Source organism: Marinobacter sp. L-13, from assembly GCF_056857715.1.
The window spans coordinates 1-23753 of the sequence record NZ_JBSXNQ010000037.1; the positions used below are offsets into that span (position 1 = coordinate 1).

The 23753-nt window shown below is 57.0% G+C and carries 19 protein-coding genes; 4 read left to right on the plus strand and 15 right to left on the minus strand.

What is annotated here, in order from left to right; all coding sequences use genetic code 11:
• Positions 1-169: 169 nt before the first annotated feature.
• The 3 genes from AC13DD_RS03325 to AC13DD_RS03335 form a co-directional block, all read right to left on the minus strand.
• A complete protein-coding gene (locus AC13DD_RS03325) occupies positions 170-2350 on the minus strand; it encodes a malate synthase G (RefSeq protein ID WP_092029885.1) in 2181 nt (726 codons plus the stop codon).
• A 150-nt stretch (positions 2351-2500) separates the two neighbouring features.
• Positions 2501-3889, minus strand: coding sequence for a cysteine--tRNA ligase (gene cysS, locus AC13DD_RS03330; RefSeq protein WP_008175013.1), 1389 nt, complete (start codon positions 3887-3889; stop codon positions 2501-2503).
• Complete coding sequence (locus AC13DD_RS03335; protein WP_482930860.1) at positions 3886-5565, minus strand: glutamine--tRNA ligase/YqeY domain fusion protein; 1680 nt, start codon at positions 5563-5565, stop codon at positions 3886-3888. The genes cysS and AC13DD_RS03335 overlap by 4 nt, the downstream gene beginning before the upstream one ends.
• A gap of 138 nt (positions 5566-5703) precedes the next feature.
• Here AC13DD_RS03335 and AC13DD_RS03340 point away from each other — a divergent pair, with 138 nt between their 5' ends.
• Positions 5704-6204 carry a peptidylprolyl isomerase gene (locus AC13DD_RS03340; protein ID WP_008175011.1) on the plus strand — a complete coding sequence of 167 codons (501 nt, stop codon included), beginning with the start codon at positions 5704-5706 and terminating at the stop codon, positions 6202-6204.
• A complete protein-coding gene (locus AC13DD_RS03345) occupies positions 6201-6926 on the plus strand; it encodes a UDP-2,3-diacylglucosamine diphosphatase (RefSeq protein WP_482930861.1) in 726 nt (241 codons plus the stop codon). The genes AC13DD_RS03340 and AC13DD_RS03345 overlap by 4 nt, the downstream gene beginning before the upstream one ends.
• Before the next feature lie 38 nt (positions 6927-6964).
• Here AC13DD_RS03345 and AC13DD_RS03350 read toward each other — a convergent pair whose 3' ends face one another.
• The 8 genes from AC13DD_RS03350 to AC13DD_RS03385 form a co-directional block, all read right to left on the minus strand.
• On the minus strand, positions 6965-7735 hold the full coding sequence (locus AC13DD_RS03350) for an amino acid ABC transporter ATP-binding protein (RefSeq protein WP_014577526.1): 771 nt from the start codon (positions 7733-7735) through the stop codon (positions 6965-6967).
• A 38-nt stretch (positions 7736-7773) separates the two neighbouring features.
• The gene (locus tag AC13DD_RS03355) at positions 7774-8859 is read right to left on the minus strand and encodes an amino acid ABC transporter permease (RefSeq protein WP_273070930.1); all 1086 of its coding nucleotides are present in this window, start codon (positions 8857-8859) and stop codon (positions 7774-7776) included.
• Entirely contained in the window at positions 8859-10046 is a 1188-nt protein-coding gene (locus tag AC13DD_RS03360; RefSeq protein WP_008175007.1) for an amino acid ABC transporter permease, read from the minus strand. The genes AC13DD_RS03355 and AC13DD_RS03360 overlap by 1 nt, the downstream gene beginning before the upstream one ends.
• A gap of 90 nt (positions 10047-10136) precedes the next feature.
• A complete protein-coding gene (locus AC13DD_RS03365; RefSeq protein ID WP_008175006.1) occupies positions 10137-11162 on the minus strand; it encodes an amino acid ABC transporter substrate-binding protein in 1026 nt (341 codons plus the stop codon).
• 261 nt (positions 11163-11423) lie between these two features.
• The gene (locus AC13DD_RS03370; RefSeq protein WP_482930862.1) at positions 11424-12311 is read right to left on the minus strand and encodes a hypothetical protein; all 888 of its coding nucleotides are present in this window, start codon (positions 12309-12311) and stop codon (positions 11424-11426) included.
• A gap of 33 nt (positions 12312-12344) precedes the next feature.
• Entirely contained in the window at positions 12345-12737 is a 393-nt protein-coding gene (locus tag AC13DD_RS03375) for an acyl-CoA thioesterase (RefSeq protein ID WP_053112380.1), read from the minus strand.
• Positions 12738-12805: 68 nt separating this feature from the next.
• Positions 12806-14386 (minus strand): PQQ-dependent sugar dehydrogenase, encoded by a 1581-nt coding sequence (locus AC13DD_RS03380; protein ID WP_482930863.1) that lies wholly within the window; start codon positions 14384-14386, stop codon positions 12806-12808.
• Positions 14387-14500: 114 nt separating this feature from the next.
• Positions 14501-15271: a ferredoxin--NADP reductase gene (locus tag AC13DD_RS03385; protein ID WP_008174999.1), complete on the minus strand. Its 771-nt coding sequence runs from the start codon at positions 15269-15271 to the stop codon at positions 14501-14503.
• Between the two features lie 145 nt (positions 15272-15416).
• On the opposite strand from AC13DD_RS03385, the gene AC13DD_RS03390 reads away from it, so the two are divergent.
• On the plus strand, positions 15417-16301 hold the full coding sequence (locus AC13DD_RS03390; protein ID WP_273083523.1) for a LysR substrate-binding domain-containing protein: 885 nt from the start codon (positions 15417-15419) through the stop codon (positions 16299-16301).
• On the opposite strand, the gene AC13DD_RS03395 is transcribed toward AC13DD_RS03390, so the two are convergent.
• On the minus strand, positions 16293-16901 hold the full coding sequence (locus AC13DD_RS03395) for a MiaE family protein (RefSeq protein ID WP_273083522.1): 609 nt from the start codon (positions 16899-16901) through the stop codon (positions 16293-16295). The two genes, AC13DD_RS03390 and AC13DD_RS03395, sit on opposite strands and share 9 nt — an antisense overlap.
• Positions 16902-17157: 256 nt before the next feature.
• Here AC13DD_RS03395 and AC13DD_RS03400 point away from each other — a divergent pair, with 256 nt between their 5' ends.
• Positions 17158-19752 (plus strand): bifunctional aconitate hydratase 2/2-methylisocitrate dehydratase, encoded by a 2595-nt coding sequence (locus AC13DD_RS03400; RefSeq protein ID WP_482930866.1) that lies wholly within the window; start codon positions 17158-17160, stop codon positions 19750-19752.
• A 74-nt stretch (positions 19753-19826) separates the two neighbouring features.
• Here the strand turns inward: AC13DD_RS03400 and AC13DD_RS03405 are convergent, their stop codons facing one another.
• Genes AC13DD_RS03405 through AC13DD_RS03415 form a run of 3 tightly spaced genes read right to left on the minus strand, consistent with a single transcriptional unit; the run spans position 19827 to position 23753 of the window.
• Positions 19827-20819, minus strand: a complete 993-nt coding sequence (locus AC13DD_RS03405) for a zinc-dependent alcohol dehydrogenase family protein (RefSeq protein WP_482930864.1) — start codon at positions 20817-20819, stop codon at positions 19827-19829.
• Positions 20820-20845: 26 nt separating this feature from the next.
• Entirely contained in the window at positions 20846-21592 is a 747-nt protein-coding gene (locus AC13DD_RS03410; RefSeq protein ID WP_008174989.1) for a sulfite exporter TauE/SafE family protein, read from the minus strand.
• Positions 21593-21605: 13 nt separating this feature from the next.
• Positions 21606-23753: a TRAP transporter permease gene (locus AC13DD_RS03415; RefSeq protein ID WP_008174987.1), complete on the minus strand. Its 2148-nt coding sequence runs from the start codon at positions 23751-23753 to the stop codon at positions 21606-21608.

Genomic DNA, 23753 nt, shown 5'->3' on the forward strand with positions numbered 1-23753 from the left:
TCACGGTTTACGCTCCACGCTTCCTCCCCACGGTCGGTCACCCTTCCGCAGTTGCGCTTCACTTCGTTCGCTGTGGCCAGCTCACGGGAGGACTTGCACCTCCAGGAGTGCGCCCGTGCCGGGCGCACCAAAAAACCCCGCCGAAGCGGGGTTTTTTATTTCGCAGCTCTTACTGCCCGTATTTGGCTTTCGCCTTCAGGCGGTAAGCGTGCAGTAGCGGCTCGGTGTAGCCATTAGGCTGCTCGCGGCCCTTGAGAACCAGATCCAGCGCTGCCTGGAAGGCGACACTGTCATCGAAGTTGCCGGCCATCGGGCGGTACGCCGAATCACCGGCGTTCTGCTTGTCGACCACCGCTGCCATACGCTTCATGGTCTCCATGATCTGATCTTCAGAGCAGATACCATGGTGCAGCCAGTTGGCCAGCAACTGGGAGGCGATACGCAGAGTCGCACGGTCTTCCATCAGGCCGACATCATTGATGTCCGGCACCTTGGAGCAGCCAACACCCTGGTCAATCCAGCGCACAACGTAACCGAGGATGCCCTGGGCGTTGTTGTCCAGCTCCTGCTGGATGTCCTCGGCGCTCAAAGAAGCGGGATCATCCATCACCGGTACTGTCAGGATATCTTCCAGAGCGGCGCGGGTGCGGCTTTCCAGCTGCTTCTGGACATCAGCCACACTTACCTGATGGTAGTGAGTGGCGTGCAGTGTAGCCGCCGTGGGAGATGGAACCCAGGCAGTGTTCGCACCGGCCTTCGGATGCCCGATTTTCGCTTCCAGCATGCCGGCCATCAGGTCAGGCATGGCCCACATGCCCTTACCAATCTGGGCAACGCCACGGAAACCGGTTTCCAGGCCGATGTCCACGTTCCACTGCTCGTAGGCATTGATCCAGGTCGCCTGCTTCATCGCACCCTTGCGGATAAACGGACCCAGTTCCATGGAGGTATGTATCTCGTCCCCGGTGCGATCCAGGAAACCGGTGTTAATAAACACAGCCCGCTCTTTCGCGGCATGGATACAGGCTTTCAGGTTAACTGTGGTGCGACGCTCCTCGTCCATGATGCCGACCTTCAGGCTGAAGCGCGGCAGGCTCAATGCATCCTCTACACGACCGAAAAATTCGTTGGTGAATGCCACTTCTTCCGGCCCGTGCATCTTAGGCTTCACGATATACATGGAGCCTTTGGTGCTGTTCTGGAACTTGCCATTGCCCTTCATGTCGTGAATGGCGATCAGTGAGGTGATCAGACCGTCCATCAGGCCTTCCGGCACTTCGTTACCGTCTTTCAGCAGGATGGCCGGGTTGGTCATCAGGTGGCCGACGTTACGGATAAACATCAAGCTGCGGCCTTTCAGGCTCAGCTCGCTGCCATCTGCCGCGGTGTAGGTGCGATCCGCATTCATCTTGCGGGTCAACTGCTCGCCACCTTTCTCGAAGGTTTCCTGCAGATCGCCCTTCATCAGGCCCAGCCAGTTGCGATAGGCCAGCGCCTTGTCGTCAGCGTCTACAGCGGCCACGGAGTCTTCGCAGTCCATGATGGTTGTCAGTGCAGACTCCATCAGTACGTCTTTGACGTGGGCACCGTCGTCTTTGCCAATCGGGTGAGTGGCGTCAATCTGGATCTCGAAGTGCATGCCGTTCTTGACCAGCAGCACGCCGGTGGGCGCATCAGCAGCACCGGTGTAGCCAACAAAGCCGGCTTCGTCTTTCAGGCCCGTGGACTCACCGTTCTGCAGCTTGACGACCAGTTTGCCACCTTCAACTACATACTTGGCAGCATCTTTGTGACTGCCAGAGGCCAGCGGTGCCGAGCTGTCGAGCAGGTTGCGGGCCCACTCGATAACTTTGGCACCGCGAACCGGATTGTAGCCACGGCCTTTTTCAGCGCCGTCTTCCTCAGAAATCGCGTCGGTACCGTACAGCGCATCGTACAGGCTACCCCAACGCGCGTTCGCAGCGTTCAGAGCAAAACGGGCGTTCATGATCGGCACCACCAGCTGAGGGCCGGCCATGGTTGCCACTTCCGGGTCGACATTGGAGGTGGAGATCTTGAACTCGGAAGGCTCGTCAACCAGGTAACCGATGTCTTTCAGGAAAGACTTGTATTCGCCCATGTCGAGCTTCTGGCCCTTGTGATCCCGGTTCCAGCTGTCCATTTTTTCCTGGATAGCATCACGCTTGGCCAGCAATTCACGGTTGCGTGGCGCCAGCTCGTTCACGATCTTGTCAAATTCTGCCCAGAATTTATCGGCATCGATTCCGGTGCCCGGGATCGCTTCGTTGTTCACGAAATCATACAGATTCTTTGCGACCTGAATGCCGCCGACTTGTACGCGTTCTGTCATCGTTGTCTGCCTCAGTGGGTTACGTTTCCCGACTCCCCCTTCATCTTGAGGGGGCATTCTAATTTGAGCGCCGCATTGTAAGGGAAAATCCTTACAAGATCATTCCTGCAGGCGCAAAACTGGTCTGACCAACCGGCAGCTCCCGGAAATTCAGGCTTTACGCCAGGTCGTCCCCTCTCGGGAATCGTCCAGAATAATACCTTTCTCGAGGAGCTCGTCGCGGATCCGGTCGGCCTCGGCAAAATTCTTTGCCTTGCGGGCATCAGCCCTGGCCTGGATCATTGCTTCAATGTCTTCGGCGCTAAGCTCACCACCCGTGTCTGCCTGGAAGAACGCCTCGGGATCCTGCTGCAGCAGCCCCAGAACACCACCAAGCCTTACCAGAATCGCCGCACTTTGCTTGGCATCGTCTTCACGACCATCGCGACGATGCTGATTGATTTCGTTGGCAACAGCGTGCAGGACGGCAATTGCACCCGCGGTGTTGAAGTCATCGTCCATCGCCTCGGCAAACCGCTCGTCGTGCTCGGATTCCGGCACATCGGCGGCCTTGGCGGGCACGATGCCTCTGAGCGCATGGTACAAACGGGTCAGAGTTCGGCCGGCCTCAGCCAGATTTTCCTCAGAGTAATCCACCTGGCTACGATAGTGGCTGGAAACCAGGAAGTAACGGACCACTTCTGCCGGGTACTTCTCCATGATCTCGCGGATGGTGAAGAAGTTACCCAGGGACTTGGACATCTTTTCTTTGTTCACCCGGATGGCACCCGCGTGCATCCAGGTGTTCACAAAAGTGTGGCCAGTGGCACATTCTGACTGGGCAATCTCGTTCTCATGGTGCGGGAACAACAGATCCGGGCCACCGCCGTGAATATCGAATGTGTCGCCGAGACAGCAGGTGGACATCGCAGAGCACTCGATGTGCCAGCCAGGACGACCATCGCCCCAGGGCGACGGCCAGCTGACCTCCCCTGCCTTTGCCGCTTTCCACAACGCGAAATCTGCAGGGCTTCGCTTGGCTTCCTGAACATCCACCCGCGCGCCCGCCAGAAGATCCTCCAGCTTTTTCTTGCTGAGCTTGCCGTAGTCATCGAAGGAATCGACCGAAAAGTAGACGTCACCATTGTCCGCTGCGTAGGCGTGGCCGCCGGCAATCAGTTTGTGGATCATCGCGATAATTTCGTCGATATACGCGGTAGCTCGGGGCTCTTCATCCGGTGACAGCACGCCGAGACGGGCTTCGTCTTCGTGCATGGCTTTGATCATCCGGTCCGTGAGTTCGTCATAGGGCTCACCGTTTTCATCCGCACGGCGCAGGATCTTGTCGTCAATATCGGTGATATTGCGAACATAGTTCACGTCGTAACCGCGATGACGCAGGTAACGGGTAATCACATCAAAGGCTACCAGCACCCGGGCATGCCCCAGGTGGCAGTAGTCATAGACTGTCATACCGCAGACGTACATCCGGACCTTGCCAGGCTCAATTGGCCGAAACTCTTCCTTCTGTTGGGTCAGAGTATTGTAGATGCGGATCACTTGCCCCCCTTGCCCCAGGAATCCCTGAGCGTAACAGTGCGGTTGAATACCGGCCGACCGGCAGCCTCGGTATGGGCCTGATCACAGAAGAAGTAGCCTTCCCGCTCGAACTGGTATGGAAGATCCATACGGGGCGCGACAAGACTCTTTTCGACGCGCGCGCCTTTGAGAACCACCAGCGATTCCGGATTCAGGTGATCCATCAGATCGCCTTCCTTGTCACTGTCCGGCGACTCGTGGTTAAACAGGCGGTCATACAGATTGATGTCTGCCTCTACACTGTCACTCGCCGAAACCCAGTGAATCACGCCGTTCGGTTTGTAGCCCTCGGGATTGACGCCCAGGGTGTTGGGATCGTACTCACACTTGAGCTCGACAATCTGGCCACTGTCGTCACGAATCACTTCCCGGCAGGTCATCACATAGCCGCCACGGAGGCGTACTGCCTGGTCCGGGGCCAGCCGCTTCCATTTACGCGGCGGCTCCATTTCGAAATCTTCCCGGTCGATATACAGAGTCTGGGTCCAGGGCACTTCCCGCTCGCCCATATCCGGATTTTGCGGGTGCACTGGCAAGGTGAGCGTTTCGCTTTGATCCGCCGGGTAATTGGTCAGCGTGACTTTCAACGGGCGCATCACACACATGGCTCTCGGGGCCCGGGTGTTGAGGTCTTCGCGAATGGCGTGCTCAAGCATGCCCACATCCACAGTGCCGCCGGCCTTGTTCACCCCGATCATGTCGCAGAAGGTGCGGATGGACTCCGGCGTGTAGCCACGCCGGCGCATACCGGAAATGGTTGGCATACGCGGATCGTTCCAGCCATCAACTACATTCTCATCCACCAGACGCTTGAGCTTCCGCTTGGAGGTGATGGTGTAGTTCAGATTCAGCCGCGCAAACTCGATCTGGCGCGGGTGGCAGGGGCCGGAGATGTTATCCAGAACCCAGTCATACAGCGGCCGGTGGTCCTCGAATTCCAGCGTGCACAGGGAGTGGGTAATCCCCTCCAAGGCATCCGAAATGGGATGGGTGAAGTCATACATCGGGTAGATGCACCACTTGTTCCCGGTCTGGTGATGTTCGGCGTAGCGGATGCGATAAAGAATCGGATCCCGCATGTTGATGTTCGGAGAAGACATATCGATCTTGGCCCGCAGCACCAGTTCGCCGTTCTGATACTTGCCGTCCCGCATATCGCGGAACAGTTGCAGACTTTCTTCCACCGGCCGATCCCGGTAAGGGCTGTTCCTGCCCGGCTCTTTGAGACTACCGCGATACTCGGCCATTTCATCTGCCGTCAGGGCGCAGACGTAAGCCTTGTCCCGGGTGATCAGCTCCTCGGCGAACTCATAGAGGGCATCGAAGTAATCCGATGCGTACCGCACATCGCCAGCCCACTCGTAACCGAGCCATTCCACATCCTGCTTGATGGCGTCGATGTATTCCTGGTTTTCCTTTTCCGGGTTGGTGTCGTCAAACCGCAGGTTACAGTCGCCGGAAAAGGTCTCGGCGATGCCAAAGTTGAGGCAGATCGATTTGGCATGACCGATATGCAGGTAGCCGTTGGGCTCCGGCGGGAATCGGGTGACCACCTTGCCGGTATGTTCTCCGCTGGCGATGGCGTCTTCGATCAGGCTCTGGATAAAGTTGTGGGCTTTCTTCGACTCGGCGCTCATACAATCTCTGTTAAAAGGGGAGTGAATCTTAAACCGCGTATTATACTCACAAATCCTTGCCGGACTCATGCATAGCGGGAAACTCTTGAGTACAATGGGGCCGTTAACGTACCTAACCTTTCTGAACAGGAAAACCTGATGATTCTGCTGAAAACCAACTACGGTGACATCAAGCTGGAACTGGACTACGACAAGGCACCGGAAACCGCCAAAAACTTTGAACAGTACGTTCGCGACGGTTTTTACGATGGCCTGATTTTTCACCGTGTGATCAGCAATTTCATGATTCAGGGCGGCGGCTTCGAGCCGGGCATGACCCCACGTAAAACCCGCGATTCGATTCAGAACGAAGCCGATAACGGACTGAGCAACATGCAGGGAACCATTGCCATGGCACGCACCATGGACCCGCACTCTGCCACAGCCCAGTTCTTTATTAACGTTGAGAATAACGGCTTCCTGGACCACACCGCCAAAAACGCGGAAGGCTGGGGCTACTGCGTGTTCGGCAAAGTGGCCGACGGCATGGACACGGTAAACGCGATTCGAGCAGTGCGCACCACCATGCGTGCAGGCCACCAGGATGTGCCTGCCGATGACGTGGTAATCGAAAAAGCCGAGGTTCTGGAGGACGCGTGACCACGCTGTTTATTTCAGATCTTCACCTCGAGGAATCCCGCCCGGATATTACTGAGGCATTTCTGGGCTTTCTCGACGGGAAAGCCAGTGGTGTTGATCAGCTGTATATTCTCGGTGATTTCTTTGAGGCGTGGATAGGAGATGACGAACGCACGCCGCTCCAGGAGCAGATTGCGACTGCCCTTCGAAAACTGCGGGACAGCGGCACCAGGATTTTCCTGATGCACGGCAACCGGGACTTTCTGATCGGCCAGGACTTCTGCGACCGGGCCGGCGCAACGCTGCTGGACGATCCGACGGTGATTGATCTGTACGGTACCCCTACCCTGCTGATGCATGGCGACAGCCTGTGCACCGCCGATGTGGAATACCAGAAGTTCCGGGCCAACATGCGTAACCCGCAGTGGCAGCACATGATACTCCAGCGCCCCCTGAAAGACCGCCAGCAAATGGCCCGCCAGCTACGGGAAATCAGCATGGCGAAAAATCAGGGCAAGGAGGAGTTCATCATGGACGTAACGCCCGAGGAAGTGGTCAAGGACTTGGAAAAGCACGGTGTCCAGCGAATGATCCATGGCCACACCCATCGCCCCGCGGTTCATGAACTGACGGCCAACGGGTCGCCGGCAAAGCGTATTGTACTGGGAGACTGGGACAAGAACGTTTGGTGGCTTGAGGCAGAGCCAGGCAAGGAGCCCGAGCTATTCAAGGAGCCGTTGTAAAAAAGCCGGGCAAATGCCCGGCTTTTTTAGTCTTGGTTTCAGTGCGCGAGTATCTGCTGGAGGAACTTCTGAGTTCTGGCTTCCTGTGGGTTGGTAAAGAACTCGTGGGGAGGTGCCTGCTCCACAATCTCGCCACCGTCCATGAAAATCACACGGTCCGCCACCGTCTTGGCAAAACCCATCTCATGGGTTACGCAGAGCATGGTCATACCGCTTCCCGCCAATTCAATCATTACGTCCAGCACTTCCTTGATCATCTCCGGATCCAAGGCCGAGGTTGGCTCGTCGAACAGCATGATCTTGGGCTTCATGCACAGGGCCCTGGCAATCGCCACACGCTGTTGCTGGCCGCCCGAAAGCTGCCCCGGGAATTTGTTAGCCTGATCCGGGATCTTGACCCGCTCAAGGTACTCCATCGCAGATGCCTCCGCTTCCTTTCGGGGCGTTTTTCGCACCCAGATCGGCGACAGGCAGCAGTTTTCCAGGACGGTCAGGTGCGGGAAGAGGTTGAAGTGCTGAAACACCATGCCGACTTCCCGCCGAACCGTATCAATGTGGCGGACATCATCGGTCAGCTCGATACCATCAACAATGATTTTGCCCTGCTGATGCTCCTCCAGCCGGTTGATGCAACGGATGAAGGTGGATTTTCCCGAGCCGGATGGCCCACAGATGACAATTCTCTCGCCCTGATCAACGGTCAGGTTGAGATCTTTGAGAACATGGAAGTCCCCGTACCACTTGTGCATGCCCTCAACCCGGATAATCCCCGGTTTTTTTCCCGGCTGGTCCTTCGGCGGGGTCTGCATTTCTGAGGTTTGTGTTTGTTCTGTCATAGGATTACCCGTCAGGTCTTATGACCAGTGTCTAGTTTTCGTTCAAGGTTCTGGCTGTATCTGGAGATGCCGAAGCAGAAGACCCAGAAACAGAACGCCACAAATACATAGCCCTCAATGGCAACATTCTGCCAGGCCGGATCGGTAACCGTGGACTGGACTGTGCCGAGGATATCGAAGAGGCCGATAATCAACACCAGCGTGGTGTCCTTGAACAGGGAAATGAAGGTGTTCACGATACCCGGAATAACCATCTTCAGAGCCTGCGGCAGGATGACCAGCCCCATTTTGCGCCAGTATCCCAGCCCCAGAGCATCGGCAGCCTCATACTGGCCCCGGGGAATGGCCTGCAGGCCACCGCGAATCACTTCCGCCATGTAAGCGGACTGCCACAGGGTTATACCAATCAGCGCCCGGGCCAGTTTCTCGAAGTTCACACCTTCCGGGAGAAACAGCGGCAGCATCACCGAAGCCATGAACAGAACCGTGATCAACGGAACCGCCCGCCATACCTCGATAAAGACCACACAGATCCCGCGGATGATCGGCATCTCGGAGCGACGACCCAGCGCCAGCAATATGCCAATGGGCAAGGACGCAATAATCCCGATGTAAGCCAGGATCAGGGTCAGCATCAGGCCGCCCCATTTCGAGCTCTGCACTTCTTCCAGGCCGAAACTGCCTCCGGGAATCAGGAAGTAGCCAACAATGGGCAAACCAAAGATACCGAACAGCCCGAGCCACTTGCGGCCGGGGAACCGCTCGATGAACTGGGGTACAAAGGAAACCGCCAGCAGCAGGAACATCACGTCGACCCGCCACTGCAGTTCATCCGGGTAGAATCCGTAGATAAAGAAATTCAGACGCTGGCTGATAAACAGCCAGCAGGCACCCGCTCCCGTACAGGCGCTCGGATCACTGCCAACAAAGTTGGCGTCGAGGAAAAACCAGTTGAGCAAAGGCCCTACACTGGTCATCAGCAGATAGGCCACACCCAGCGTCAATACCGTGTTGAACCAGCCGGAGAACAGGTTCTCCCGCATCCACTTGACCGGACGGAGCGCCTTCTTGGGTGCTTTCATGGTTGACTCGGTCATCATCGCTCCTTAATGGCCACAGCCCGGTTGTAAATATTCATGAACAACGAGATCAGCAGACTGATGGTCAGATATACCGCCATGGTAATGGCGACAACCTCGACGGCCTGCCCCGTCTGATTCAGCGTGGTGCCCATGAAGACCGCCACGAGGTCCGGGTAACCGATGGCCGTTGCCAGGGAGGAGTTTTTCACCAGATTCAGATACTGACTGGTGAGCGGCGGAATGATGACCCGCATGGCCTGCGGTATCACCACCAACCTGAGGGTAAGACCATTGGGCAGCCCCAAAGCCTTGGAGGCCTCGGTTTGTCCCTTGCTGACCGACAGAATACCGGAGCGCACGATTTCAGCGATGAAGCTGGCGGTGTACAGCGACAGTGCAATCCACAGAGCCGCCAACTCCGGAATGATGGTAATTCCCCCGCCAAAGTTGAAGCCCCTGAGCGCTGGCAAATCCCACTCAAGAGGCCGACCGGCCACGAGATAAGAGATTATCGGTACCAGCACCAGAATTGCCACGCCGACCTTGAAGGTCGGGAAGATCTGTCCGGTCGCCAACTGGCGTTTTTTCGCCCATATCCGAATCCCGACGACGGCAGCGATGGCAAGCAGAATACCGCCCCAGACAATTCCGAAACCCTCCTGGGTCACTGGATCTGGCAGGTAGAGGCCCCGGTTGTTCAGGAACAGCGCTCCACCGACATCAACACTCTGGCGTGGTGACGGAAGATTGCTGAGTACGGCAAAGTACCAGAAGAAAATCTGCAGAAGCAGCGGTATGTTGCGGATCACTTCGATGTAAACCAGCGCCATTTTGGCCACAAGCCAGTTACTCGAGAGTCGCGCAACACCAATGATGAAACCGAGAATGGTGGCGGCAACGACACCCATCGCGGAAACAAGCAATGTATTGGTTAGACCAACCCAGAAGGTTCGGCCATAAGACATGGTTGCATCATAAGGCACCAGATTCATGATGATGCCGAACCCGGCGGTTTCACCGAGAAAACCGAAACCGGTGCTGATGCCACGGCTTTCCATGTTGGAAAGCGTGTTATCGACGAGAATCCATCCGCCCCAGAACACGAGGGCAATGGCTATCGCCTGAAAGAAGAGTGAGCGGACCCGGGGGTCGTACCAGGGCTTGGGCCCTGCAGGTCGGGTATCGATTGTTTGTTTTTTCATGGATTGTCCTGAAGAGCTTCCCTGTGGTTTACAGCATCAGAGATAACGGCGAAGCCTCCCACAGGAGACTTCGCCGTATGCCTTCAGGTCTTAACGGACCGGCGGCGCATACATGATACCGCCTTCAGTCCAGAGCGCGTTGATTCCGCGATCCAGTCCCAGCGGGGTATCCGGTCCTACGTTGCGGTCATACATTTCACCGTAGTTGCCAACCAGTTTCACGGCCTGATAACCGAAGTCATCCGGCAGTCCAAGCTTGGCACCCATGTCGCCATCGGTACCCAGCAGGCGCTGGATATTCGGGTTGTCGGACTTCAGCATGTCGTCGGCATTGGCGCTGGTCACGCCCAACTCTTCGGCGTTGATCTGCACGGAGAGCACCCACTTGACGATGTTGAACCACTGATCGTCACCCTGGCGAACAACCGGGCCCAGGGGCTCCTTGGAAATGGTGTTCGGCAGGATCTTGGCTGAACTCGGATCGGACAGCTTCGAGCGGAGCGCCGCCAGCTGCGAACGGTCGGAGGTCAGAACGTCGCAACGACCCGCCGCAAAGCCCTGAACGGTTTGCTCAGAGGTGTCGAACACGATCGGCTTGAATTCCATGCCCTTGGCGCGGAAGTAATCCGACAGGTTCAGCTCGGTGGTAGTACCGGCCTGGATACAGATGGTGGCACCGTCCAGCTGGGTGGCATCGTCCACACCGATACCCTTGTTGATCAAAAAGCCCTGACCATCGTAATAATTCACGCCGGCAAAGTTCAGGCCAAGGGACGCATCGCGGGTCAGTGTCCAGGTGGTGTTACGGGAGAGCATGTCGATTTCACCCGACTGCAGGGCGGTGAAACGCTCCTTTGCAGTCAGTGGAGTAAACTCAACCGCGTTTGCGTCACCGAAGATGGCTGCAGCAACCGCGCGGCAGGTATCCACGTCGATACCGGTCCAGTTACCTTTTTCATCAGGCTGCGAGAAGCCAGGCAAACCGCTGGTCACGCCGCACTGGAGGTGACCTTTCTCCTTGACGTTCTCCAGAGTTGTAGCTGCCATGGCACCAGTGGCCGAGAACGTACCTACGGCCAGAGCAATCCCCAGGGCAATCGATTTCGTCTTTCTCATTGTCTTTTCTCCGCACATCAGTTGGTTTTATCGCGACGAGTGTAATCAGCAATTTGCAAGCCACTCGGCGTAAGCCGATGATTTATATTATTTTTATCAATCACCGGTGCGTTTCAGGCGAATCTGGAACGAAGTAATACCATTTCATGCACCAGTTCGGCGCTTTCGCTCCAACCCCATGCGCCAAAAAAAGGCAGACCAAGGGCCGCGCCTATTAAAAGTAGAACAAGGTTCGGGAAATGAACTAGTTTTTATGCAAAATTATTTCGAAATTTTGAAGACTGGGGGCTCTGCGTAGGTCTCGAGGCGCTTCCGCCACCCCGGCAGCCAGCGCTCCCGCTCGATGGGATTCTCCGCGTTTGCTGCCCGTCGCGTCAGAACGGTGTCAGCTGCTTCCCTGAATTTAACAAGGGCGCTCTGATCTGGTGATTCAGACATTTCCAAAAGCACCTGAAGCAGCCCCCAGCCCTGGCCCTCGTAGCGCTCCGTATGCGAAAGCCCCTCGCCCTTGAAATTCACATAGTCGATGATGGCGTAAACGCCACCGGGCGTCTGGCTCAGAGACTCCAGCCGGGCAGCGATCTCTGGCTTTTGGTTATCCGGGGCTGCCTCAATAACCTTTGCAAGCGATTGCCTGGCGCGACGGAATATGAATTCAGCCTGGATCCCCTGGGTACCCGCCAGAAACTCTCGCAGCTCTGCTACTCGTGGCGAATCGTCTACAGCCAGAAAGTCTGCTTTTTCGCGCCAGGGAGCGTCAAAAGGCTCGAGCGCTCGCAACCATTCGGGAATATCGACCTGACGCTGTTCCATGTATTCCATAAGGGCCGGAAAACTTTCCACGAATCGCCCTTCAACGCCCTCCGGATACCAGATGAAGTGACCAATACCCAATGACGGAAACGCCTCGCCGTCGTTCCAGTGGACCAGACACTGAAAACGCCCTGCGCACTCGTTCCGGAAAATCTGTTGGCCTACCCAGTCCAGCTGAGCGGAGGTCAGTGCCAGGGAGACATCGACATCCGGGCCAGTCGGTGAAGTAAGTTGTTGGCCATCGGATTCGGGCGCGTTATCCTCATTAGTGGAATCACAACCAGTGACCACCAAAACACTCATCAGAGAGAGCAATACAAGGTATTTACCAAACACCAGCGCCTCCGGGAAAGTCAGAATTGTGCGCGATCACGCTACCGCATGTTCTGCCAGCCTGGCTTTTATGTCATCCGGAATCGGCAGTGCCTTCTCGATTTCGTAATCAAAGTGAATTAACACGGCGACACCCCGGGCAATCTGCTTGTCGCCCTGCCAGGCTTCCTGAATCACATGAAATGAGGAATTGCCGATCTTACCGATACCTGTTTTGATCTTGACCGGAATATGCCAGTAGCTCTGTGCCATCAGATCAATCTCAAGTCGTGCAATGATCAGCGGCCAGGTCTCGGCTTCTAGGGTCGGGTGAAAAATACGGAAAACCGGCGTCCTGGCCTGCTCGAACCAGACCGGCAGAGTGGTATTGCTGATATGCCCGAGGGCATCGGTATCGCTGAAACGTGGTTCCAGTTCCAGATGAAACATAGCGGCTTCCCTCTTTCTGAAAACCGCCTACTATACACTGGCCGGGCCCAAAGACCCCAGAGCCGAGACTAAGGCAGGATACGCAGAATCCGTCCATCCGCACTGTCAGTGAGCAGATACACCGCCCCATCAGGCCCGGTAGCCACGTCCCGGATCCGTTCGCCCATTGCTTCGAACAGACTCTCTACGTCGCTTGCATCGCCAACTTCCAGTGTGACGCGGTGAACGCTTTTATCGGCAAGGGCGCCGACCAGGAGGTTTCCCTGCCAGTCCGGAAACAGCACACCCCGATAGCGGGTCATGCCTGAAGGGGCAATTGAAGGGGTCCAGTGCAACAACGGTTGCTCCATACCTTCCCGCTCAACAAAGGGCGTGATCATGGCGCCGGTGTAATCGATGCCGTGCGTGATCACGGGCCAGCCATAGTTGTGTCCCGGCTCGATAATATTTATCTCATCACCGCCGCGGGGGCCGTGTTCATGGGCAATCAAGACGTTTTCGACGGAATCAAACACCAGCCCCTGAACGTTCCGGTGCCCGTAACTGTATATTTCCGGCAGAGCGCCTTCCCTGCCAACGAAGGGGTTGTCGGCGGGAACACTGCCATCCGGGTTCAGCCTCACGATCTTGCCCAGATGACTGGACAGGTTCTGCGCCTGCTCCCGATAGTCAAATCCGTCTCCCAGCGTCACGATCAGCGTACCGTCCGGAAGCCAGGCCAGTCGGCCACCGTAGTGGGCGCTGCCTTCCTTGGCCGGCTTGGCACGGAATATCTCGACAACCTCCGTCAAGGCCTCCGCCTGCAACTGACCACGGGCCACGCACAGGTGATTCGCAGAGGCCGTCCCGCAAGCGTAGGCGAGAAAGACCAGTTGGTTATTCTCAAAGTCCGGCGACAACAGCACATCGAACAGACCTGCCTGAGCATCATTGAAAACCGGCGGAACTCCGGTAATCGGCGCCTGGCCGAGCTCCCACTCCTCTGAAATCATCCGCAACCGCCCTGCCCGCTCCGTCACAAGGGCGCCACCACCGGGAAGAAACGCCAGGGACCAGGGATGCTCCAGCCCGGAAGTCAACGTCTCGACGGTGTAGTCGCTCAAGGACTGGGCCTGTGTCGGACCTGGCAGCGCCCCGAGGCCAACCGCCAGGCAAAAGGCCAGCAGGGTTCCTGAGGCGTGGCTACTGACCCCAGTGGCAGGCCTGGCAGTAAGTCTGGCGAACAGGGCTCCGGCAAATGCGGCGGTTAACAGCATGGCAAGCAGACCTCCCCCGGTTCGGGTCGCCGCAATCAGGGTTGGCATGGGAGCCAGGGCATTAACCAACACTAGTGCAACCCACAGCCCGGATGCCCCGGCCAGGGCGAACAGTGGCACCCGAAGTCCGCGCCCCACGAAACGGGAAACGACCGCCGCAGCGCCCTGGGAAAAAAGGAAACTGAGTCCAAAGAGGAGCAGGTAGAGCGGCGCAAAAGAGACCAGATCATGCCCGGTGGCAGAAATGCGAGCTTCAAGCCCAACCGCCACCCCCATAGTCTGAAGGGCCCACAGGTTTAGCTGGGTCTGAACCACGGTGCCAAGAATTACCCCGACCGCCAGTGCCACTAAAAAGCTGATGACGTTTTTCTTCGTTAACTGCCGTCCTGCCATTGCTCCGCCTCCAAAGCCCTTTGCCGTTTATACGACCCATTCTGTCAGATACAAACACAAAAAAGCCGGAGCATCACGCTCCGGCTTTTTTCGAGGCGGATTCAGCCCGCGAGCTCACTGCTCCACGAACGCCCGCTCAATCACGTAATGACCCATATCGCCGCCCCGGGCTTCCTTGAAGCCCATGTTGTTCAGGATGGCGCAGGTGTCCTTGAGCATGCTTGGGCTGCCGCAGATCATGAACCGGTCATTCTCCGGGTCAAAATCCGGCAGGTCGAGATCACGGGTGATTTTGCCGGTTTCCATGGCATCGGTCAGCCTCCCCTGGTTGCGGAAGTCTTCCCGCGTTACGGTCGGATAGTAAACCAACTTGCCCTGGACCATTTCGCCGAAGTATTCGTTCTCCGGCAGCTCCTCGATCTCCTTCTGATAAGCCAGCTCGGAGACGTAACGCACGCCATGGGTCAGAATAACCTTATCGAACGCCTCGTAGACTTCCGGGTCCTTGATGATGCTCATGAAAGGCGCCAAACCGGTGCCGGTACTGATCAGCCACAGATTCTTTCCGGGCAGAAGGTTGTCCAGAATCAGCGTCCCTGTCGGCTTACGGCTCACCAGAATTTCGTCACCTACCTGGATTTTCTGAAGGCGGGAGGTCAGTGGGCCGTCCTGGACCTTGATCGAGAAGAACTCAAGCTCTTCCTCGTAATTGGCACTGGCGATACTGTAAGCGCGCATCAAAGGCTTACCCTCGGTCTCCAGGCCGATCATGACAAAGTGCCCGTTCTTGAAACGGAAGCCCGGATCACGGCTTGTGGTAAAGCTGAACAGGGTATCGTTCCAGTGATGGACGCTGGTAACTTTCTCTTTAATCAGGTTGCTCATGTAAACCTCTTGCCTGTTCGTTACGCTTTCTTACGGCGAATGATTCAATTTTGGATTGCGCTAAGTCTAACCCGACACTAACCTATCGGGAAAATGGGATATTCTCATAACCTTATTCGAGTGAGCCGATTAAGAGCGAAAAGTTATGAAGTACAGTTTTCGACAGCTGGAAGTTTTCCTGGCAGCCGCCCATTTCCAGAACATTACCCGTGCTGCCGAATCGCTGGCCATGTCGCAATCGGCAGCCAGCAGTGCGCTGAAAGAACTGGAAAACCAGTTCGACATCCAGCTGTTCGACCGCGTTGGCAAACGGCTCCAGTTAAACGAGCTGGGGCGGCTTTACCGCCCCAAGGTGGAGGCCGTCCTTGCCCAGGCCAATGAACTGGAGCAGGCCTTCAGCAAACACACCGAAGCAGGTGCCCTGAAAGTGGGTGCCACTCTTACCATTGGTAACTATCTGGCCGTGGGCGTCATGGCCCAATACATGAATACCCCTACCCATCCACGGGTCTCGCTGGAGGTAGCCAACACCAGCACGATTGCCAGGCGAGTCAGGGATTTCGAGCTAGACATCGGGCTGATCGAAGGGGAGCTACAGTCGCAGGAACTGGATGTCCTGCCCTGGCGAGGCGATGAACTGGTAGTGTTCTGTTCTCCCAGTCACCCCCTGGCCAGCAAAGGTTCGCTCTCGGATGAGGACCTTCGCAACGCCACCTGGATCATGAGAGAACCAGGGTCTGGAACCCGGCAAAGCTTTGAGCGGGGTATGCACGGCCTGCTGCCCGATCTGAACGTACTGTTGGAACTGGAACACACAGAAGCCATCAAGCGCGCCGTAGAGACAGACCTCGGCATCGGCTGCCTGTCGGAAGTGGTGCTGGCCGACGCGTTCAAACGTGGCAGCCTGGTCCCGCTGACTGTTCCGGAACATCGCCGCTTTGACCGACAGTTCTACTTCATCATGCACAAACAAAAATACCGTAGCGCAGGCATTGACGCCTGGATCGAGCTATGCCGACAGCTACGATGATACTGGCCCACTGTGAAACCGGAACTCGGTATCCGGGGCCTCGATCAGCTCTTTCTCGGTCGCCAGAAATTCCGAGACGCGTGCATCTATCGGGCCACCGGCAGCCTGCTCGGCCAGTTTCAGATAATCCTGATAGTGTCGGGCTTCGGATTTAAGCAGGCTGGTATAAAAATCTGCCAGTCTGTCGTCCAGAAACGGCGCCAGCGCGGCAAATCTCTCGCACGACCGCGCCTCGATAATCGCACCCACAATAAGCACATCCACCAGCCGCCCCGGATCATCCTGGCGGACCTGCTGTCTCAAGCCTGCGGCATAACGGGCCGGGGTAAGATGGCGATAGTCCACACCCCGCTTCGTCATAATCGCAAGAACCTGTTCGAAATGCCGGAGCTCTTCCCGGGCCAGTCTGGACATCTTGTTCAATAACTCGGTGTTTTCGACATACCGATACATCAGGCTTAATGCCGTCGACGCAGCTTTTTTCTCGCAATGGGCGTGATCAATCAGCATCAGATCCTGGTTGGCCAGGGCGTTGTCGATCCATTGTTTCGGGGTCCGGCACGGCAGGAAGTCGTGAATCTCTTGCAGGGCTTCATTCATGTCAGAATTCGGTCGTTGATTTGAGGTCGGCGATTATAGCTCAGATAACAGATCTCTCCGACCTCTGTCCAACTTAACTTTATAAGGGGTTTCCTATAGAATACAGCGCCAGATTAAGGAGTCTCTGAATAAATCCTGAAACCCCATCGGTGATTTGAGGCATTATTCAGAGGCTCCTGCGGCCTTTCCGCCAAAACCTCCCGCCAAGGCATGAAGCCAACGGCGCGGGACATTCCAACTGATGAGGGTCCATATCGTGTTAGAAGCCTATCGTGAACACGTTGCCGAACGTGAAGCCCTGGGTATTCCTCCCAAGCCCCTGAACGCCGAGCAGACTGCTGCTCTGGTCGATCTGCTGAAAAACCCGCCGGCCGGCGAGGAAGACACCCTGGTGTATCTCCTGGAAAACCGCGTACCGCCGGGTGTCGACGAAGCCGCCTACGTAAAGGCCGCGTTCCTGACTGCTATCGTAAAAGGCGAAGCCTCCTCTCCGCTGCTGGACAAGCCGACAGCAGTCAAGCTGCTGGGCATGATGCAGGGTGGCTATAACATTGCGACCCTGGTTGATCTTCTGGACGACTCCGAGCTGGCTGAGCTGGCCGGTGAGCAGCTGAAGCGCACCCTGCTGATGTTCGACGCCTTCAACGACGTGAAGGAAAAGATGGACGCTGGCAATCCGGTTGCCAAGGCAGTTATCGAATCCTGGGCCAACGGCGAGTGGTTCACCAATAAGAAGAAGGTACCAGAGAGCACCAAGATGGTGGTGTTCAAGGTCACTGGCGAAACCAACACCGACGACCTGTCTCCGGCTCCGGATGCCTGGTCCCGTCCGGACATCCCGCTGCATGCCCGCGCTGCCTACAAAATGGAACGCGACGGCCTGAAGCCGGAAGAGCCCGGCGTTACCGGTCCCATGAGCCAGATCGACGAGATCAAGTCCAAAGGCCTGCCTGTAGCCTTCGTAGGTGATGTTGTCGGTACCGGTTCCTCCCGTAAGTCGGCCACCAACTCCGTTCTGTGGTTCTTCGGTGACGACATTCCGGGCGTGCCGAACAAGCGTGCCGGCGGTGTCTGCATCGGTAACAAGGTCGCTCCCATCTTCTTCAACACCATGGAAGATGCCGGTGCCCTGGTGTTCGAAGCCCCCGTCGACGACATGAACATGGGCGATGTTATCGAGATCCGCCCGTATGACGGCAAGATCCTGAACGAGGCCGGCGAGACTATCTCCGAGTTCAAGTTCAAGTCTGATGTGATCCTGGACGAAGTTCAGGCCGGCGGCCGTATCCCGCTGATCATCGGTCGTGGCCTGACTGCTAAGGCCCGCACAGCACTGGGCATGGGCGCGACCGACCTGTTCCGCCTGCCAAAAGATCCCGAAGCCGGCACCAAAGGCTTCACCCTGGCCCAGAAGATGGTTGGCAAGGCCTGTGGCCTGGAAGAAGGCAAAGGCGTTCGTCCGAACACCTACTGCGAGCCGCACATGACCACCGTAGGCTCCCAGGACACCACCGGTCCGATGACCCGGGACGAACTCAAAGACTTGGCGTGTCTTGGCTTCCAGGCTGACCTGGTTATGCAGTCTTTCTGCCACACCGCTGCCTACCCGAAGCCGGTTGACGTGGAAATGCAGCACACCATGCCGGACTTTATCCGTACCCGCGGCGGTGTTTCACTGCGCCCGGGCGACGGCATCATCCACTCCTGGCTGAACCGCATGCTGCTGCCGGACACCGTGGGCACCGGTGGTGACTCCCACACCCGTTTCCCGATGGGCATCTCCTTCCCGGCCGGTTCCGGTCTGGTAGCGTTTGCCGCGGCGACCGGCGTTATGCCTCTGGACATGCCGGAATCCGTTCTGGTTCGCTTCAAGGGCGAAATGCAGCCCGGCATCACCCTGCGCGATCTGGTACACGCCATCCCGCTGTACGGCATCAAGCAAGGCATGCTGACCGTTGAGAAGAAAGGCAAGATCAACGAATTCTCCGGCCGCATCCTGGAAATTGAAGGCCTTGAGCACCTGACCGTTGAGCAGGCGTTCGAGTTGTCTGACGCTTCCGCCGAGCGTTCCGCCGCGGGTTGTACCATCAACCTGTCTGAAGACTCCGTGGCCGAGTACCTGCGTTCCAACATCACCATGTTGCGCTGGATGATTGCCGAGGGTTACGGCGATCCGCGTACCCTGGAGCGTCGTGCCCAGCAAATGGAAGAGTGGATTGCGGATCCGAAGCTGATGCGTGCCGATAAGGATGCCGAGTACGCCCACGTCATCGAAATCGATCTGGCCGATATCAAAGAGCCGATCGTATGCTGCCCGAACGATCCGGACGACGCCAAGTTCCTGTCTGAAGTGGCTGGCGACAAGGTCGACGAAGTATTCATCGGTTCCTGCATGACCAACATCGGTCATTTCCGTGCCGCCGGTAAGCTGCTCGAGCAAAACAAAGAGCCGCTGAAGACCCGCCTGTGGATGTCGCCTCCCACCAAGATGGATCAGGCGCAGCTGATGGAAGAAGGCTACTTCAACACTTACGGCACCGCCGGTGTTCGCACCGAGATGCCGGGCTGCTCCCTGTGCATGGGTAACCAGGCCCGAGTTGCGGCCAAATCCACCGTGCTGTCCACCTCCACCCGTAACTTCCCGAACCGTCTCGGTGATGGTGCCAACGTGTACCTGACCTCAGCGGAACTGGCAGCGGTTGGCGCGGTTCTGGGCAAACTCCCCTCCCCGCAGGAGTACATGGAGTACGCCAAGGACCTGAACAGCATGTCGAAAGAGATTTACAAGTATCTCAACTTCGACCAGATGGAGAACTACACCAAGAAGGCCGCTGAAGCGAACATCGCCTAAGCATCAAGCCTTTACGGTAATCTCCACGAAAAACGCCAGCCCTCGGGCTGGCGTTTTTTTATGCCCCGAAAAGCTTATCGCTCAAGCAGGATTTTGCCGACAGCCTCACCCGACTCAATACGACGATGCGCGTCACTGATCTGGGTGAACTTGTAGCGTTGAGTATCCAGCAACGGTTTGACCTTGCCCTGCTCCAGCATGTCACACAATGCCTTCACCAATCGTGGCTGATCGTCCATGCCGATCCCGTGTAATAGCGAAATCGAACGGAAGATCACGTGCAGGGTCAGACTCTTGGCGTGCATCTGACTGAGATCATGGGTTGACCGGGTATTGATTGAGCACAGGCGACCATTCACTGCCGCGGCCTCAATGGACTTGTCCACGTTTCCACCACCGACGGTATCGAACACCAGGCTGAAGCCCTTGCCGTTTGTCAGGCGCTGCTTGTAGTCCTCTACCGACTCATCCCGGTAAAAGATAATGTCGTCGGCACCCAGTGCCCGCGCCTGCTCCGCTTTCGCTTCGTTTGAGACGGTGGTGGCGACCCGGGCACCCAGGTATTTGGCAATCTGGATGGCAACGTGGCCGACGCCACCGGTGCCGGCATGAATCAGCACATGCTCACCGGGCTGAATCCCCGCCCGATCGACCAGGGCGCTCCAGGCAGTCAGGAACACCAGCGGCAATGCCGCACAATCAGCCAGAGGCAATTCCACGGCCGGAGTACGCTTACCCAGCAATCGAACATCGGCGATCATGAAATCTGCCAGCGCGCCCTGCCAGCCCCCGACGCCACCGGCGCATCCAAACACTTCATCGCCTTCGGCAAAGCCGGCCACACCGGGGCCAACCTTATCCACCACTCCCGAGACGTCACCATTCAGGATCGCGGGCATTGCCGGGCCGGTTTTCACCAGCCCTGAACGAATTTTGGTTTCGAGCGGGTTCACACTGGAAGCCACCACCCTGATGCGAACCTGACCTTCATCAGGCTCTGGTGTGTCCACTTCCCGCTCAACGAACACATCCGGCCCGCCAAACTCTTCAATGACCATTGCTTTCATTTTTTCTATACCTCCTCAAATCATGATCAGTACAGGATCAGTCGAACCAGAATAGCCGCCACCATTATCAGGGTTATTCCCTTGACCCAGCGCGCGCCCTGCTTGCTCATGTTTACCCGGGTTGCTATAAAGGCACCGGTGACATTGCCAAGAGCCAGGGTCAGCCCGACACTCCAGCGCACCTGATCGTTGATAGCGAATACCACCAGCGCGGCAAAGGTAAAGGGCAGCACGATGGAAACCTTGAGCACGTTCACCTGCCTCAGGTCGATTTTCAGCATGTGGTAAAGCACCACGATGAACAGCACACCAACGCCGACCTGTATAAACCCGCCGTACATGCCAACCACAAACATCGCCAGGTAGATGCCCGGACTCAGCCGGTCTGTGGTCAGGGGGCGGGTATTCAGTGAGGGCTGAGGTAACAGCATGAATACCGAGGCACCGATCATGGCCGACACCAGGACGACCTCGAACACCGCGTCTGACACCCAGGTCGCAACCCAGGCGCCCAGGAGCGAACCGAGAATTGCCGGCACAGCAAGGTGCAGACTGACCATCAGGTTGCCATGCCCCATGCGGTAGAAACTGCCCACCGCAGTGATGCTCTGCAACGTAATGGCCACCCGATTGGTACCGTTGGCCACCTGCGGCGGCAACCCCAGGAACATAAGCAACGGGAGGGTCAGCATGGACCCTCCCGCGGACAACACGTTAATGAAGCCGGCAATGCCACCCAGCGCTAACAGAGCCAGGATCTCAAACAGTGTCATCGTCAGGGTCCTGTCATGCAGCTGCTGGCGTGGCCATCCGGCGGCCCTGGCGGCTACTCCACACGAACGCAAAGACAAAGATCACCAGGCCAGCGCCATCCAGCAGCACCTGGCCATGGGGCCAGAGCATCAACAAACCGATGGGGAACATCAGCAGACGCACCACTGGATTCAGCGGATGCTCAAGGTATCCTTCAAGCCCCGCTACGATGGCGTAAACGCCGAATAACGCGAAGCAGAACACCTGAATCATTTCGGTGAAGTTCCCGGTAATCAACGGTGAGTAGGCGAACAGTAGCGGCACTATGTAAAGGCCCTTGGCCAACTTCCAGGCGGTAAAGCCGGTCCGCATCTGTGGTGTGCCGGCAATCGCCGCCGCGGCGAAGGCCGTGAGACAGACCGGCGGTGTCACGTTGGAGTCCTGGGATAACCAGAAGATCACCATATGCGCCGCCACCAGGGTTATCGACAGGGTTGCCGGTGACAGTGCCTGCTCAAGCAGCTGACTGCTGAAGGTGTCCGGAACGGAGGCCAGCAGTTGCTGCGCCGTAGCCGTGTCCATGGGCGCATTCAGCAACTCCATTTTATCGGGTGCTACCAGCATGAAGATGGACTTGGCCTGCTCCGGGAGGTTGCCACTCACAAGCAGGTCCAGCAGCTGACTCTGTGCAATCAGGTTGTAGATAGCCGGCGCGGAGAGTGTGGCGAGCACGATATAAGCTGCCGTTACCGGCAGGCCCATACCAAGGATGAGCGACGCCAGGGCGACCAGCAGGATGGTGATCAACAGGCTGCCACCGGCCCAGTCAGTAATCATGATTGAAAAAGTATTGCCGATCCCGGTAGTGGACACCACCATCACTATCAGCCCCACAGTGATCAGCAGAATCGCTGTTGTGGTGATATTGCGGGCACCCATCACCAGGGCGTCCAGAATGTCCCGAGGCCCCATGGGATGCTTCGACAGCCACGAGGCGACGATCACGGAGAGGATGGCTATTCCGGCCGCGTAGGTAGGCGTGAATCCATAAACCAGCGCTGCAACCAACACCACCAAGGGCATCAGAAAATGCCAGCCATCTTTCAGCACCTCTTTCAACGTAGGCGCTTCAGCATCCTCCAGCCGGGTGGCGTGGCTGCGTTTGGCTTCAATACGGACAAACATGGCCACCGAAAGGAAGTAGAGCAGCGCCGGCAATGCGGCGACAGAAATGATCGTGAGATAGGACACCTGCGTATAAGAGGCCATAATAAAGGCCCCCGCGCCCATCACCGGTGGCATCAGCTGACCACCCGTCGAGGCCGCTGCCTCAACCCCTGCAGCAAAACGGGCAGGGAAACCGGCCTTACGCATCAGCGGAATCGTGATCACACCGGTAGATACAGTATTAGCGACACTTGAGCCAGACACCGAACCCATCAGTCCTGAAGAAAATACGGCAACGAATCCCGGGCCGCCAACGAAGCGCCCCGCAGCGCAGCGAGCAAGCTCAATGATAAAGTCTCCGGCACCGGACTTTACCAGGAAGGCCCCAAACAGAATAAACATGAAGACATAGGTCCAGGAGATCCGGGCAATCGACCCAAGCATACCCTGCCCGCCAATGTAGGAGCGAAACAGCACAGTCTCCCAGGTGAGCCCCGGGAAATTAAAAATGCCGTCAACATACTGGCCCCACCAGGCGACATAGGATAACGCCAGAATGCACAGTACCGGGATAAACCAACCCACTGTTCTGCGGCCAAATTCAAGGATCAGCAATACCGCTGCAATCGAGACGATCCAGTCACCGGTACTGAAATTAACGCCTCGCTCATAGAGCGCGTTCTCGAACAGAATCAGGTAAGCGGCACAGGCCATCGCCGCCAGACCAAGAAAAACATCGATGCCAAGCACAGCCCGCTTACCAGCCACTGAGCGAGCCTTGAACATGGGGGTGGTCAACGCACAGATCAGTCCGAAAAGACCAAAGTGCAAAGCTGAGGTCCAGAGCTCTGACAGCGTAGAAACCGTGTTGAAATAGAGGTGTATCAGTGAGGTGAGAATCGCGAGGCCAAAAATCACCGGCCCGAAGAGCCGGTGATCAAGGCGTTCGCCAGCTTCGCTGGCACTTTCATCACGGACCTCGCTGAGAGGCCCGCCTGTTGATTGGTCTGCCAC